Origin of the sequence: Pseudomonas graminis (assembly GCF_900111735.1) — a bacterium.
GTDB classification, from domain to species: domain Bacteria; phylum Pseudomonadota; class Gammaproteobacteria; order Pseudomonadales; family Pseudomonadaceae; genus Aquipseudomonas; species Aquipseudomonas graminis.
In genome coordinates this window covers 349,423-364,106 of the sequence record NZ_FOHW01000001.1, presented here as the reverse complement: position 1 = coordinate 364,106, position 14,684 = coordinate 349,423, and the positions used below count along the sequence as shown (strand labels likewise).

The 14,684-nt window shown below is 60.2% G+C and carries 11 protein-coding genes; 9 read left to right on the top strand and 2 right to left on the bottom strand.

Going from position 1 to position 14,684, the window contains the following annotated elements:
• Window positions 1-158 precede the first annotated feature (158 nt).
• From BMY98_RS01630 to BMY98_RS01590, 9 genes are all read left to right on the top strand, one after another.
• Window positions 159-473 (top strand): RcnB family protein, encoded by a 315-nt coding sequence (locus BMY98_RS01630; protein WP_074883718.1) that lies wholly within the window; start codon window positions 159-161, stop codon window positions 471-473.
• Window positions 474-863: 390 nt separating this feature from the next.
• Window positions 864-3,446 (top strand): M10 family metallopeptidase C-terminal domain-containing protein, encoded by a 2,583-nt coding sequence (locus tag BMY98_RS01625; RefSeq protein WP_074883715.1) that lies wholly within the window; start codon window positions 864-866, stop codon window positions 3,444-3,446.
• 797 nt (window positions 3,447-4,243) lie between these two features.
• Window positions 4,244-5,275, top strand: coding sequence for a LacI family DNA-binding transcriptional regulator (locus BMY98_RS01620; protein WP_074883711.1), 1,032 nt, complete (start codon window positions 4,244-4,246; stop codon window positions 5,273-5,275).
• Window positions 5,259-6,263: an ABC transporter substrate-binding protein gene (locus BMY98_RS01615; RefSeq protein ID WP_074883708.1), complete on the top strand. Its 1,005-nt coding sequence runs from the start codon at window positions 5,259-5,261 to the stop codon at window positions 6,261-6,263. The genes BMY98_RS01620 and BMY98_RS01615 overlap by 17 nt, the downstream gene beginning before the upstream one ends.
• A gap of 51 nt (window positions 6,264-6,314) precedes the next feature.
• Window positions 6,315-7,133 (top strand): ABC transporter permease, encoded by an 819-nt coding sequence (locus BMY98_RS01610; protein ID WP_074883885.1) that lies wholly within the window; start codon window positions 6,315-6,317, stop codon window positions 7,131-7,133.
• Window positions 7,130-7,924 carry an ABC transporter permease gene (locus BMY98_RS01605; protein ID WP_074883705.1) on the top strand — a complete coding sequence of 265 codons (795 nt, stop codon included), beginning with the start codon at window positions 7,130-7,132 and terminating at the stop codon, window positions 7,922-7,924. Before BMY98_RS01610 ends, BMY98_RS01605 begins: the two co-directional genes overlap by 4 nt.
• Window positions 7,921-8,952, top strand: a complete 1,032-nt coding sequence (locus BMY98_RS01600) for an ABC transporter ATP-binding protein (protein WP_074883702.1) — start codon at window positions 7,921-7,923, stop codon at window positions 8,950-8,952. Before BMY98_RS01605 ends, BMY98_RS01600 begins: the two co-directional genes overlap by 4 nt.
• A 24-nt stretch (window positions 8,953-8,976) precedes the next feature.
• Entirely contained in the window at window positions 8,977-9,810 is an 834-nt protein-coding gene (locus tag BMY98_RS01595) for a phosphodiesterase (protein ID WP_074883699.1), read from the top strand.
• A 214-nt stretch (window positions 9,811-10,024) separates the two neighbouring features.
• Entirely contained in the window at window positions 10,025-11,179 is a 1,155-nt protein-coding gene (locus BMY98_RS01590; RefSeq protein ID WP_074883697.1) for an ATPase, read from the top strand.
• A 21-nt stretch (window positions 11,180-11,200) separates the two neighbouring features.
• Here BMY98_RS01590 and BMY98_RS01585 read toward each other — a convergent pair whose 3' ends face one another.
• Window positions 11,201-11,440 carry a hypothetical protein gene (locus tag BMY98_RS01585; protein ID WP_065988840.1) on the bottom strand — a complete coding sequence of 80 codons (240 nt, stop codon included), beginning with the start codon at window positions 11,438-11,440 and terminating at the stop codon, window positions 11,201-11,203.
• A gap of 319 nt (window positions 11,441-11,759) precedes the next feature.
• Entirely contained in the window at window positions 11,760-14,672 is a 2,913-nt protein-coding gene (locus tag BMY98_RS01580) for a putative bifunctional diguanylate cyclase/phosphodiesterase (protein ID WP_074883694.1), read from the bottom strand.
• Window positions 14,673-14,684: the final 12 nt, after the last annotated feature.

Here is a 14,684-nt window from a genome sequence, read left to right as displayed (position 1 = left end):
ACAGGCAAGGTCTGCCCGTGGGCCGGGTAGCCGGGTGATAAGGGTCTGAGCGCTCGGGATTTGATCGAACTCCTGCGAATCAGTCCCGGTCTGAGCATGACGGATGCACCGTCAATCTCTACTCAGTTAGCGGCACTCGTTTGCCAGAGGATCTGATCATGCCTGGAAAGAAATACCTCCCTCATTTGCTGTTCACCGCGGTGTGCGCAGTCAGCAGCTTTTCCTACGCTGCCGAACAGCCAAGCGTGACGATGGATCGACCGGGCGCGGGGGTCAAGGAAATCAAGGAAGGCGACAACGCCCCGGACCAATATCAACGTCCGAGCCTCGCCGTCAAAGACTGGCGTGCACGTCACTTGGCCGCACCGGACGAGAATCAACAGTGGGTGCAGATCAAGGACAAATATGCCCTGATCGACATCCCTACCGGGACGATCAAGCAGATGGTGCCGAAGGCCAAGGGTCACAAGTAACGCCGTTGGCTGACACCCCATTCCTCAGTCAACGAATGAAGGCGTGACGTCTGACGCCTTCCCGGCTAAAGCCGGTCCCACAGTGGGTTCACCGCTAGCCTGACTAGATGTGTGTGGCCTGGTAGGACCGGCTTCAGCCGGGAAGAGGCCGTCGGCGCACCATCAATCTCGGGGCCCGGTACACGATGCCGTCCCGCCTAAAGCGGATCCCACGAATTACTGCATCCAGTCGTTCGGCTGCGGCAGCAGTGATACCAGCAAGGCGCTGCTCATCCGACGAAAGCCCCTTTCAGGGAACTAACAATCAGGAACTCCGCCGGTCCAACCTGTTCGCCGAACCGGTTGCGATAACGGGTTCACAGGTCGTCAGTTTCCAGGCAGGAGCAGCGCATGAGCATCACCCCCACTTTTGATATCCGCAATTATGGCGCCAAGGGCGATGCCATCACAGACGATACCGTCGCCATCCAAAAGGCAATTGATGCCGCAAGCGCTGCGGGTGGGGGCAAGGTTTACATTCCTGGCGGCACCTGGCGGGTGTCGGACAGCGACGGTTCGGGCAACGCGCTCGCGCTGAAAAGCAACGTCACGCTCACCGGCGATGGCGCCGGTGACAGCGTGCTCAAGCTGGCCGATGGCGCCGGGTTGAACACCACCTCGCTGTTGGGCATGGTGGCGGGCAGCAACGTGCGAGACGCGACAGTCAGCAATCTGTCCCTGGATGGCAGTCAGGCCAACGGCGGTGGGCAGGTCAGTGGCTGGTCTCAGTCGGGCGCGAGCAGTACCAATCTGTTGATCGACGGCGTCACTGCGACGAATTTCAGCGGCAGCGGTTTCGACCTTACCGGCGCGTCGGTGCATTTGACGGTGCGCAACAGCACGGCCACAGACAACGCCGCCGACGGCTTCGTAGTGGGCGGGTCGCTGCCCGCACTGACCTTTCAGGACAACCGAGCGCTGGACAACGGCGGCAACGGGATCAATGTCGGCCTTGGCAGCGTGGCGCTCTCACTGACCGACAACCAGGCTTCCGGTAACGCCGGTGACGGGATTCACGTCCATGAAGAAAGTGGCGTCGATACCGGCTTCTTCAGTGTCATCGGCGGCGACGTCTACGGCAACGGCGGCGATGGCGTGCACATGCGCGGTATCGAATACGGCGGCGTGTATCGCCTCGACATCCACGACAACGGCGGCTCGGGTGTCAACCTGCAAGGGACGACCCATATCGAGGTGTCCAATAACGTCATTCACGGCAATGCGCAGAGCAACGATGTGCCGGAAGTCGCAATCCGCAATCTGGGCAGCGATAACGGCACGCAGAATTTCGTCTATGACAACCTGATCACCGGCAGCGACGGATCGACCTGGGGCGTGGCCGAGGTGCCGTCGGACATGGCGAGCGTCGAAGGCAGCGTGATCTTCGGCAACGTCATTAACGGCACCCAAGCCGGCGACATCAGCGCGGCGGGCAATAACACCCAGGTCTACAACAACAGCGATGTGCTGATCGTGCGGGGCAGTGCGGGCGCCGACACGCTGATCGGCAGTCGCTCGGACGAACTCATCAGTGGCGGGGCAGGGCGCGATCGCATCGATGGCGGCGCCGGTGACGACGTCATTCATGGCGGTGCAGGCGCGGACCGCCTCAGCGGCGGCAGCGGCAGCGACGTGTTTCGATTCACCTCGGCCAGCGACAGCTATCGCACGGCGACCACATCCTTCACCGATCGCATCACCGACTTCAACGACACCAGCGACCGTCTCGACCTGACCTTGCTGGGATTGTCCGGCCTGGGCAATGGCCACGACGGCACGCTCAAGGCGACCTATAACGCTGGCACCGACATCACTTACCTGTCCAGCCTGGACGCCGATGCCTCCGGTAACCGCTTCCAACTGGCACTCGACGGCAATCATCTGAGCACCCTGAGCGCAGCGAACTTCTTTTCGTCGATTACCGGCACGGCCAGTGACGACAAGCTGCTGGGGACCGCTGCCGATGACGTGCTGCTCGGCGGTACCGGACGCGATACGTTGTCAGGCGACGGCGGCGCAGATCGGCTGGTCGGCGGTAGCGGTGGCGACACGCTGACGGGTGGGGCGGGCGCGGACACCTTCGTCTACACCAGCATCAGCGACAGCCTGCGCAACGATACCAGCGGCAGCTACGCGCAACGCGACCTGATCACGGATTTCAACAGCAACGGCCATGATCGCCTCGACCTCACGGCGCTGGGGTTCAAAGGCCTGGGCAATGGCTACGACGGCACGCTGAAAGTGGTGCTGAATCTGGCGGGTGATCACACGGCGCTGAAGTCGCTGGAACCGGACGCCGACGGCAATCGCTTTGAAATCCTGCTCAACGGCAATCACCTCTACGACCTGACCGCGAGCAACGTACTGTTCGCCAACCCCGACGACACGCGCACGGATTCGTCCCAGCCGCTGACCTCGGTGAACGCTACCGGTACCGCAGCCGCCGACACGCTGTATGGCGACTGGGGCAACGACACCTTGATTGGCCTGGCAGGCAACGATGTGCTGGCGGGCAGCGTTGGTGATGATTTACTGGTTGGCGGTGCCGGCAGCGACAAGCTCACCGGCGGATCGGGCGAGGACACGTTCCGCTTTGATCTGATCAGCGACAGCTACGTCGGCGCGGCAGACCTGATCACTGATTTCACCACCGGCCACGACACGCTGGATGTCTCTGCTCTGGGCTTCACAGGCTTGGGCGATGGCCGAGACGGCAGCTTGCAGGTCAGCTACAACGCCAACAGCGACCGCACCTACGTGCGCAGCAACGAAGCGGACAGCGCTGGCCAGAAATTCCAGGTTACCCTGGCGGGGGATTACAGCCACACTCTGAAAGCCGATGACTTCGCTTTCAGCGCGTCAGGCAATGGGGCCGAGATCAAGGTAGTGGGCGTGCCGGCGCTGATGGACCATGCGGTGTTGTCCGACGCCTGATTCACTGGCTGCATGCTGTTTATGAGTGGGACCGGCTTCAGCCGGGAAGAGGCTAGCCCGCACACCCGTAGATTTGCGGTGTGACGCCTGACGCTTTCCCGGCTAAAGCCGGTCGCACAATTAGTGCGTAGCCAGTCCTACTCAATGCACTCGACCTTACAATGGGTTCGCCGCCAATCCACCTGGATGCACGCGGTTCTCTAGTGGGACCGGCTTCAGCCGGGAAGAGGCCAGTCTTAACACCCGTGGATTTGCGGTGTGACACCTGCCGTCTTCCCGGCTAAAGCCGGTCCCACAAATTAGTGCGTGGCCAGTCCCACTCAATGCACTCGACCTTACATGGGTTCGCCGCCATCCACCTGGATGCACGCGGTTCTCTAGCGGGACCGGCTTCAGCCGGGAAGAAGCCAGTCCTAACACCCGTGGATTTGCGGTGTGACACCTGCCGTCTTCCCGGCTAAAGCCGGTCCCACAAATTAGCGCGTGGCCAGTCCCACTCGATGCACTCGACCTTGCAATGGGTTCGCCGCCAATCCCCCTGGATGCACGCGGTGCCCTGGTGGGACCGGCTTCAGCCGGGAAGAGGCCAGTCCTGACACCCGTGGATTTGCGGTGTGACACCTGCCGTCTTCCCGGCTAAAGCCGGTCCCACAATTAGTTCGCTGCCAATTCCATGCAAGGATGCGCAGTCAACGCCACGGCACCCCATGACTGCAATCTGTCACATCCTCGCCCCTGAAATGCCACATTGACGCCGTAATGTCCTCGCCAATGAGATCGATCTCAAGCGAGTGATCATGAGTGACCTGAAAGACGTTGCACGGGTGGCCGGGGTTTCCAGAGCGACCGCCGCCCGCTGTTTCGCCTCCCCTGAGGTGGTGCGCCCGACGACCCGTGACCAGGTGTTCGCCGCCGCGCGAGAACTGGGTTTTCGTCCCAATCTGCTCGGCCGCCAGTTGCGCCTGCAAACCACCCAGCTTATTGGCGTGGTCGTGCCGAGTCTGCTCAACCCGGTGTTCGCTGAACAGTTTCAAGCCATGGAGCGCGCCGCTCGGTTGCGGGGTTACAACCTGCTGCTGGCGACAACCGATTACAGCGCCGAGCGGGAAAGCGCGGTGGTTGAAGAGCTGCTGCGGCAACGGGTCGACGGCCTGGTGCTCACGGTGACCGACGCCCACAGCAATCGCGTGCTGCAAAGCCTAACCACCGAAGACACCCCCTTTGTTCTCGCCTATCACCAGCCCGGCAGCACCGAGTACAGCGCCGTATCGGTGGACAATCGCGCCGGCATGGCCCTCGCCACACGCTATCTGCTGGACGCCGGCCATCGCCGCATCGGCATGGTGGCGGGACCGACCCTGCAGTCCGACCGGGCGCGGCAGCGTTACGCCGGTTACTGCGACGCCATGGTTGAGCGCGGCTTGGCCGCCGTGCCCATCATCGAAATGCCCAGCCACACCCAGGCCGATTTCAGCGCGCTCGCGCCGTTGTTAAACGGCCCTCAAGCCCCCACGGCTCTGGTCTGCTCCAACGATTTGTTGGCGATCAGCCTGATCGCCGAACTGCGCCGCCACGGATGGGCGGTGCCGCAGCAGCTGTCGATCATCGGTTTCGACGGCATCGACATCGGCACCCAGATGCACCCGACCCTGTGCAGCGTGGTCCAGCCCATCGCCGCCCTGGCGACCACGGTGATCGATCAATTGCTGGCGCAGATCGCCGGCGCCGCGCCGACTTCCCATTGCCTGCCGTGCCACATCCGGCCGGGCGAAAGTACTCAACCCTACAATCAGCCCTTCGAGGAGACGCTCCATGATCCGCTTCAGTAAAACCCTGGCGGCACTGCTGCTGTGTGGCGTGGCCAGCCTGACCCAGGCCGCCGAAACCGCGATCTGCTACAACTGCCCGCCGGAATGGGCGGACTGGGGCACCCAGCTCAAGGCGATCGCCGACAGCACCGGCGTGCAAGTGCCGCTGGACAACAAGAACTCCGGGCAGTCCCTGGCACAGCTCGTGGCGGAAAAAGCCGCACCGGTGGCGGACGTGGTGTATTACGGCGTGACCTTCGGCTTGCAGGCACAGAAAGCCGGCGTGGTCGGCACCTACAAACCAAAAGGCTGGGATGACATTCCCGCAGGCCTGAAAGACCCGGAAGGCCACTGGTTCGCGATCCACTCCGGCACCCTCGGCATCATGATCAACGTCGATGCACTGGGTGGCTTGCCGGTCCCGCAAAGCTGGGCTGATCTGCTCAAGCCGGAATACAAAGGCATGGTCGGTTACCTCGATCCGTCCAGCGCGTTCGTCGGCTACGTCTCCGCTGTGGCGATCAACCAGGCCATGGGCGGCACCCTGGATAACTTCGCGCCGGCCATCGACTACTTCCAGAAGCTGGCGAAGAACTCACCGATCGTGCCCAAGCAAACCGCTTATGCGCGAGTGCTGTCTGGTGAGCTGCCGATCCTGGTGGATTACGATTTCAACGCTTACCGCGCCCGCTACAAGGACAAGGCCAACGTCGCCTTCGTCATCCCGAAAGAGGGCAGCATCAGCGTGCCGTACGTGATGAGTCTGGTCGCCAATGCCCCGCATCAGGCCAACGCTGAAAAAGTGCTGGATTTCGTCCTTTCCGAGCAGGGCCAGGCGCTGTGGGCCAAGGCCTATCTGCGCCCGGTTCGCGCCATGAAAATGCCGGCCGAGGTGGCCGCGCAATTCCTGCCTGACAGCGATTACGCCCGCGCTGGAGTGGTGGATTACCAGCACATGGCCGACGTGCAGGAAGCCTTCGCCGCGCGTTACCTGAGCGAGGTCAAGTAAGTGAGCAGCACGGTTTTGAAGGCGCAGGATGCCGGCGCGCGCGGGTCTCTGATAGGCCGTCTGCGTCCGACGGCGGCCTGGGCGTTGGCGCCAGCCGCCGCGGTGCTGGCGGCGTTCTGGCTGTTGCCGCTGGCGCACCTCATGTTGCTCGGCGGACAGCAACGGGATGGCGCCGGCAGTGGCTATTGGCAAGTGCTCAGCAGCCCGCAGTACCTGGGCAGCCTGGCGCAAACCTGTGTGCTCGCGGCGGTGGTGACCTTCGCCGCGCTGCTGGTGGGCGGCATCACCGGCGTATTCCTCGCCCGTCAGCGCTTTTTCGGCCGCTCGACATTGGTGGCATTGCTGACTTTTCCGCTGGCGTTTCCCGGCGTGGTGGTGGGCTTTCTGGTGATTCTGCTGGCGGGGCGGCAAGGGCTGTTCGCCATGCTCGGACTAAAACTGGCGGGTGAGCGCTGGGTGTTCGCCTATTCCCTGGCGGGCCTGTTCCTCGGCTATCTGTATTTCTCGATTCCGCGAGTGATCCTCACGATTATGGCCGCCTGCGAAAGCCTCGACCGCAGCCTGGAAGAGGCCGCCCACTCCCTCGGCGCCGGGCACTGGCGGGTGGTGTGTGATGTGATCATTCCAGGGCTGGCCCCAGCGCTGGTGTCCTGCGGCGCAATCTGTTTCGCCACGTCCATGGGCGCGTTCGGCACGGCGTTCACCCTCGGCACCCAGCTGAACGTCACCCCCGTGGCGATCTACAACGTGTTCACCAACTACGCCAACTTTACCGTCGCGGCGGCGCTGTCGGTGGTATTGGGCGCGCTGACCTCGGCGGTGTTGCTGCTCGCGCGGCGCATGGTAAAGCAATCGAGGACGGTCCTGTGAAGCGCCCATCGCTGTTCATCGCGCAACTGCTGTTCACCCTGCTGGTCTGCGCCTTCATGCTGGTGCCGGTGCTGATGTCGCTGCTGGCCGGGCTGACGCGCAATTACTTTCAGGGCGTGTCCAGCGGCTTGACCGTCGACTGGATCGCGCAAGTCTGGCAGGCCTATTCGCCGACCGTCTGGCTGTCCCTGCAACTGGCCCTGGCCTGCGCGGTGTGCGTCTGCGTGATCGGCGTCCCGGCAGCGTATGCATTGGTCCGGATGAACAACCGGTTCAGCCGCGCGTTCGAGGAGTTGATGGTCTTGCCGGTGGCCATGCCCGGCCTCGCCAGCGCCCTGGCCCTGCTGCTGACCTACGGCCAGTTCGGCAGTTTTCGCAGCAGTTGGCTGTTCATCCTCGTCGGCCACGTGCTGTTCACGCTGCCATTTCTGGTGCGGCCGGTGATGGCGGTCATGCAGCGTCAACATCTGCCGACGCTGGAGGAGGCCGCTGCCAGTCTCGGCGCCGGTCCGTTGCGACGCTTCTTCAGCGTGGTGGTGCCCAACTGCCGGGCAGGCATTCTCGCTGGGGTGCTGATGGTAGTGACGCTGTCCCTGGGCGAATTCAACCTCACGTGGATGCTCCACACGCCCATGACCAAAACCCTGCCGGTGGGTCTGGCGGACAGTTACGCCTCGGCGCGGCTGGAAGTCGCCAGCGCCTACACCCTCATATTTCTGTTGATGATCGTGCCACTGCTGGTGGCGTTGCAGGCCATCAGCGCACGTCTTTCCCGTGGAGAGCAAAGATGACTGGAATCCCGCTGCGCCTGATCGGCTGCCGCAAGGCTTTCGCCGACGGCACCGTCGCTGTTCACGACCTCAACCTGACCATCGAGGCGGGGGAGACCCTGGCGATCCTCGGCCCGTCCGGTTGCGGTAAAACCACCACCCTGCGGATGATTGCCGGACTGGAACGGCCGGACGTCGGCCAGGTCTTGTTCGGCGATCAGGACGTCACCCGGCTGCCCATCGAGCGCCGCGACGTCGGCATGGTCTTTCAGAGTTACGCGCTGTTTCCCAACCTCTCGGTGGAAGGCAACATCGTGTATGGCCTGAAGGTGCGCGGTATGGCCGTCGCCGAGCGCAACAAGCGCTGCGCCGAGCTGCTGGAACTGGTCGGCCTGCAGGAACACGCCAAACGCGGCATTCATGAGCTGTCGGGCGGACAACGGCAGCGGGTGGCACTGGCCCGTGCCCTGGCGCCGCGGCCGAAAGTTCTGCTGCTCGATGAACCGCTGGCAGCGCTGGACGCGCAACTGCGTGAACGCCTGCGCAGCGAACTCGATCAACTGCTGCGCAGCCTCGGCATCACCTCGGTGTTCGTCACGCACGATCAGGGCGAAGCCATGGCCCTGGGCGACCGGATTCTGGTCATGCAGCAAGGGCGCATCGCCCAGCTCGGCACCCCGCGTGAAATCTATCAGCAACCGGCCAACCCCTTCGTGGCCGGTTTCGTCGGCAATCTCAACGCCTTCCCGGTGGCAGGCCGCACCGTCAACGGCCTGAAAGTCAGTGGCGGCGAACTGCCGTGGATTGAGGCGGGCGAGCCGTCCACCGTCTACTGCCGGCCCGAGCACCTGCGGGTGGTGAAGGGCGAAGGGCACCTGCACGGGCGTTTGCTGGGACAGTTTTTTCAGGGCGCGCAAAGCCGCTTGCTGATCGAGGTGGGCGCCGCGCAACCCTTGCTGGTCGACAGCGCCGACGACGTCATTCATGCCCCGGGTGATCTGATCGCCCTGTCCATCGAGCCGCAGGCGCTGTTTGCCCTGCACCCGTAATCACTGTTTTTGGGTAGGTCAATTTTGAGTCTTCCGTTTCTCATCGCGCAGATCAGCGATCTGCACCTCAAGGCCGGCAATAAGCTCACCTATGGCGTGGTCGACACCCTTGGCGCCTTGCGTAGCGCGGTCGATCATCTGAACGCCAGCACGCCACGCCCGGACATCGTGGTGATCAGCGGCGACCTGGTGGACTTCGGTCAGCCAGATGAATACGCCGTCCTGCACCCCGAGCTGGCGCGCCTGAGCATGCCGTATTACCTGGTGCCGGGTAATCACGATGTCCGCGAGCACTTGCTGGCCGAATTTGCCGACCACGCTTACCTGCCGCTCTGTCCCAGGTCACCCCTGGATTGGGTCGTCGAGAAGCACCCGGTGCGCCTCATCGGTCTGGACTCAACCATTCCCGACGCCCACGGCGGGCAGATGCTGGACAGTCAGGTGGCTTGGCTGGACGAAGTCCTCGGCCGACGCCCAGACATGCCGACCCTGTTGATCATGCACCATCCGCCGTTTGTCACCGGCATCGGCCATATGGAGCGCGAAGCGTTCATCAACGGTGCGGCGCTTGAGCAGGTCATCGCACGCCACCCGCAAGTCGAACGGGTTTTGTGCGGCCACCTGCATCGGTCGATGCAACGACGCTTTGCAGGAAGCATCAGTTGCACCTGCCCGGGCACCTCGCACCAGATCGTGCTGGACCTGCGCGACGACGCCCCGGCGCACTTCAACCTTGAGCCGGCGGGCTATCTGCTGCATCGCTGGGAAGCGGAGCAGGGGCTTGTCACCCATAACGGCGTGTTTGGCGATTACCCGGGTCCGTACCCGTTTTACGACGCTCAGGGCTTGATCGATTAGGTACGCCTCATACCCTGGCTTGTCCCAACGCTTTCGCCCGGCGGCGCCCGACTGTTCAGCGGACGCCGGTGGTTGGCGCGCGACTGAGACGGGGCTACCGATAATCAGTCTATAGTCGGTCTATAATCACCTATAAAAGCATGTTTCATACCTGTCTATAATTGGTCTATAGTCGCTCTATAATTGCCTATATAGCTGTGCCTGAGGTCTACCGATGCCTGAAATCTTCTACCACCGTCCCGAACTGGCCACCCGACTCTCAAAGCTGATCATGCAGATATCCGTGGGCAGTTCCGCGAGCTCCGGCGTCTTCCTGGCTGCGCCCCGGCGTACAGGCAAATCCACTTTCGCCCGTGAAGACCTGCGCCCCGCGCTGGAAAAAGCGGGGGCGATCGTGCTGTATGCCGACCTCTGGCAAGACCTGACCAAAGACCCCGGCCTCGTCATCGTGGACGCCATCCGCGAAGCGGTTGGCCGTAGCGACGGTTTCATCACACGGCTGGCCAAGTCTTCCGGAATAGAGAAGGTGGTTGTCGGCGGTTTGAATTTCAGCCTGGATAAAATCGGCCTCGGCAAAGACATCGACCTCACCACGGCGCTGGTGGCGCTCTCCGACGAATCGCAGAAGCTCATCGTTCTGATGATCGATGAAGCGCAACACGCGATTACAACCGAGGCGGGGGTGGCGGCGCTGTTCGCGCTCAAGGCGGCGAGGGACGAACTCAACAGCTCCCGGCACCATGGCCTGCGCATCGTCTGCACCGGCTCGAACAGGGACAAACTGGCCATGCTGCGCAACAGCAAGGATCAGGCGTTCTTCGGGGCATCGATGGTGCCGTTCCCGACGCTTGATCAAAACTACATTGACTGGCTGTGCGCCAACATTGATCTGCCATCACCGCTTGATCCGGCGGAGGTGTTCCAGCTCTTCAAAGAAAGTGGCTATCGCCCCGAATTGCTTGGTGCGGCAGCTGATGCCATCCGCTTTGACTTTTTCATCGACCCTGAAAACGTACGTGAGCGTTTTGCCGAACTGGTTCGGGCGCAAGCCGATGAGCTGAACGCGAATCTCAAGAAGGTGCTCCACAGCCTCACCCCGATTCAGTCCGCCGTGATTCGCGTCATGGGGAGCATGGGCGAAAGTTACGCCCCCTTCGAGGCGCCCACCATGGCGTTGTACGCCGCAGCGATGAAGCAGGCGGGGATTGCCGAAAGCGACATCAAGGTCGAGGTGCCGGGCGTGCAGCAAGCCCTGATCGCCCTGCAGGAAAAGAACCTGGTCTGGAAGGCTTCGCGGGGTGTGTATGCGGTGGATGAGCACGTGATCGTTGATCTGCTTCGTGCCGACGGGTTGCTTGAAGGCTTGTAGCCTCGAGGCAGCCCGGAACGGTTACCTCTTGAGGGCTATGGCCTCTTGGACAAGGCACTCAAGGGCGAACTGCTCGGTGTAGGTCATCTGAATGGGCGTGGTTTCTCCCTTGACGGTTCTTTCGCCATCCAGGATGTAACGGATGCGTTTGTCAGTCACACCGATACGCTTTGCGATCCACGAAGGTGTTTGTCCAATCCGCGAAATCAGCTTGTCGGCGTATTCGGTGGAAGGGTTATAGAGTTCAGCGTTGGGTGTCATGTGACGTCCAGGTAAAGGTCAGGCGGTCTGTGTTTGAGGCGTATGCGGCACAGTGTGCCAAATAACTGCGCTGTGCCGCGACCTCAAAGGCGTTGCGCGCCCGCAATGACAGGCGCGTCGCTCCTGTTTACTGCGCCGATTCAAGCGGCGCAAAGGTCTCGGCAAAAATGTCAGGCTGGTAGCCTGCAGCCGCCGCTGACTGGATAGCGGACCTTGTCAGCGACAGAGAGTCAGCCATTTGCTGATCAAAAGAGCAGGCTTTTTTCCGACTCATGAACACGGCGAATACCCATCTGAACACGACCTGAAAATCGCGTATCTACGCAACACCATTTTCAGGAAATGTTACCGCCAAACTGCGTGACGACTTAATCAGTGCAGCACAGTCATCACTGGGTATGGGCTTACTGAAAAGATAACCCTGTATTTGATCGCAGCCATGTTCGACAAGCATCTGGAGTTGGTCGAATGTTTCGACGCCCTCCGCGATGACATTCAGGTCCAGTTCGTGCGCCAATACGATGACCGCTCGGGTAATAGCCGCGTCTTCATGGTTGCTCATGATGTCTTTAATGAACATTCTATCGATTTTGAGGGTGTCGATAGGGAACCGCTTCAGGTAGGCCAGGCTGGAATAACCCGTTCCGAAGTCATCGACGGAAAGACTTATGCCGTACGACTTTATATCGCGCAGTATTTCAACGGCCGACTCGGGGTCAATCATCAGCACGGATTCGGTAAGCTCAAACTCTAAGAGCGCGGGATTGATACCGTACTCTTCCAGGATGCGCTTGACGATTTTAGCCAGGCCTTTTACCTGAAGCTGCCTGGCTGAGAGATTGATGGCGACCGGTACCACTCTGATGTGATTATCTTCCCAGCTTTTCAGCGTCTCACAGACTTTCCGGATAACCCATTCGCCCACCGGAATGATCAGGCCGGTGTCCTCAAGCATAGGGATAAAATCAGCGGGAGAAACCAGGCCGAGCGTTGGATGATTCCACCTTAACAAAGCCTCAAGGCCACTTATCCTGCCATCGGTCAGGCTGACCTTTGGCTGGAAATGCAGAATGAATTCATCGCGATCAAGTGCGCCCCGCAACAGGGTTTCAGTCTGCAGGCGTTTAACTGCACTTTGGTTCATCTCGGCATTGTAAAACTTGAAGTTATTGCGGCCACTTTTTTTGGCGTTGTACATGGCGGTATCGGCATTCTTGAGGATAACGCCAGCGTCACTCCCATCAAGCGGATAGTTAGCGATGCCTACGCTCGCTGAAACAAATATATCCTGGCCACGTAGGTTGAACGGTTTGCCCAGTGCATCGACAACATTGGTCGCGAGCGACTTGATGAGATGTTCCGAATAAACAGGATGGGTGACCACGATCGAAAATTCATCGCCTCCCAGGCGCGCAACCATGCTGTTCTCATCAATGTAGTCTTCCAGGCGGCGGCTCGCCTGGATAAGCAATTCATCACCTACTGAATGCCCCATGGTGTCGTTGACGGTCTTGAATCTGTCCAGATCGATGAAAATGACGCTGATTGCATCTGACGTTTGGCGACTGATGGCCCCGCGCAGATAATTGTTCAGAAACCAGCGATTGGGCAGATTTGTGAGTGAATCATTTTCGGCCAGGTAGGTTAGCTTGTTCTTGGCGTCATCCCTTTCAAGGGCGGCCGCCAACAGGTTTGCCAGTGTTTGAATGTAGCTGACGTCTTCACGTGTAAAGGGCTGGTCCGTAGTGGCATAAACCCCCAGGATGCCCTTGAAGACTTCCCTGCACGATATGTCGACTTCGATGCTGCTTCTGAGGCTGTCAGCTTTTACCGCATCGCCAGAAAGCAATTTGAACGTGGCGTCAGTCGTATCAGGATGCCTGGCAAGCGGCGTGGAGGAAGGAGTGCCTTCGAGAAATTCACTGTTGTAACCACTCCGGATGTCAAAGTGGGTCAAGCCAACCTCGGCGTTGAGGATTACCCGGTGACTTACCTGATCAACGACTAACAACGCGGCCTTGCTCAGTTTCAAGCCTTGCGCGGCAGTCAGTGCTGCCAGTTCACCCAGCGTGCTGACGTTTTCTTCCGTCAATGCCTGCTGGCCAAACAAGGCGATGAGGTTTTGCCTTCTGGCGTTATCCAGAATCGCCACCTCAAACTCTTTGCGGTCAGTGATATCGATATCGATGCAGATGTATTTTTCAATGCCGCCCCTGTCGTCGAGGATAGGGATGATAGTGCGTCGATGCCACTTATCGGTACCGGTCCGGCCAGACAGCCTGACCTCACCGTTCCATACCTCATTTCCAGGTGCCCAGTGCCACGGCTGATCGGCTGAAGACATGCCGGACCAGACCTCATCAATCGTCAACTCCAGAAGCTCAGTTCGCGAATGCTGTGAGCTGGTGACGAATCGTTCGTTAACGTAGGTGATTTGGCCGGAGGCTGAAACTTCGCAGACGATTGAAACCTCATCCAAGGCATTTTTATGCTGAACCAGTGTGTTCATCAACGATTCGATGCGCTGGCCAAAGTGATTGCGCATACTCGCTGCCGTACGATTTACCGCTTTTATCGCCTCCTGGATCTCCATGGGAGCATCGGCGACCAACACGGCTTCTGCGGCCACTGCGCCTGAAGCGATTTCTGCCTCATAGGAGTGCAGCTTGCCCAGATGCGCAAGCGAGCGCTTGATCATGAACCCCATCAATACCAGGCTTGTCAGTAAAAATACCAGTGCGAGGACCGTTGCCTGGACCACCAACGTATAGAGTTCTGCCGCTATCCTCTCGGCATTGAAAGACAGACGCATCACGCCATAATCTTTCCCGCCGATAGTGATCGGGCGATTGACGTCGAATAATCGTGCAGCGACCTCCGACTCTATCCATTCCGGGGCTCTGCCAAATGGTGCACTGGGTGCCTGCAGGCGAATAACGCCACCCGACAGGTCGATAAACATGGCCGACCTGAATGGCGAGCGAGACAAGGTTTTTTCGAGGGTCCTTTTGATGGTGTCGTAATCACCAATGATGACGCTTTCCTCCACGGCCTGCGCGGCAACCTCTATCAGCATGTTAGCGCTGTCTTGTATCTCTTCAATGTGCTGAAGCATCTGATTTTTATAAAAAAGCCCCAGCCCCGTCGTGAGGAAAACCAGGATCAGAATGGACAGCATCGCCAATATGCGCGACGTCAGTGATTTGGGCACAAGGCTTTTAAAGAAATTCATTAACAGCCTCCA

What these genes read in the sequence shown, in the direction of transcription:
- BMY98_RS01580 (WP_074883694.1), bottom strand. Translation starts at nt 14,672, where the DNA reads ATGAATTTCTTTAAAAGCCTTGTGCCCAAATCACTGACGTCGCGCATA.
- BMY98_RS01630 (WP_074883718.1), top strand. Translation starts at nt 159, where the DNA reads ATGCCTGGAAAGAAATACCTCCCTCATTTGCTGTTCACCGCGGTGTGC.
- BMY98_RS01615 (WP_074883708.1), top strand. Translation starts at nt 5,259, where the DNA reads ATGATCCGCTTCAGTAAAACCCTGGCGGCACTGCTGCTGTGTGGCGTG.
- BMY98_RS01585 (WP_065988840.1), bottom strand. Translation starts at nt 11,440, where the DNA reads ATGACACCCAACGCTGAACTCTATAACCCTTCCACCGAATACGCCGAC.
- BMY98_RS01625 (WP_074883715.1), top strand. Translation starts at nt 864, where the DNA reads ATGAGCATCACCCCCACTTTTGATATCCGCAATTATGGCGCCAAGGGC.
- BMY98_RS01590 (WP_074883697.1), top strand. Translation starts at nt 10,025, where the DNA reads ATGCCTGAAATCTTCTACCACCGTCCCGAACTGGCCACCCGACTCTCA.
- BMY98_RS01620 (WP_074883711.1), top strand. Translation starts at nt 4,244, where the DNA reads ATGAGTGACCTGAAAGACGTTGCACGGGTGGCCGGGGTTTCCAGAGCG.
- BMY98_RS01600 (WP_074883702.1), top strand. Translation starts at nt 7,921, where the DNA reads ATGACTGGAATCCCGCTGCGCCTGATCGGCTGCCGCAAGGCTTTCGCC.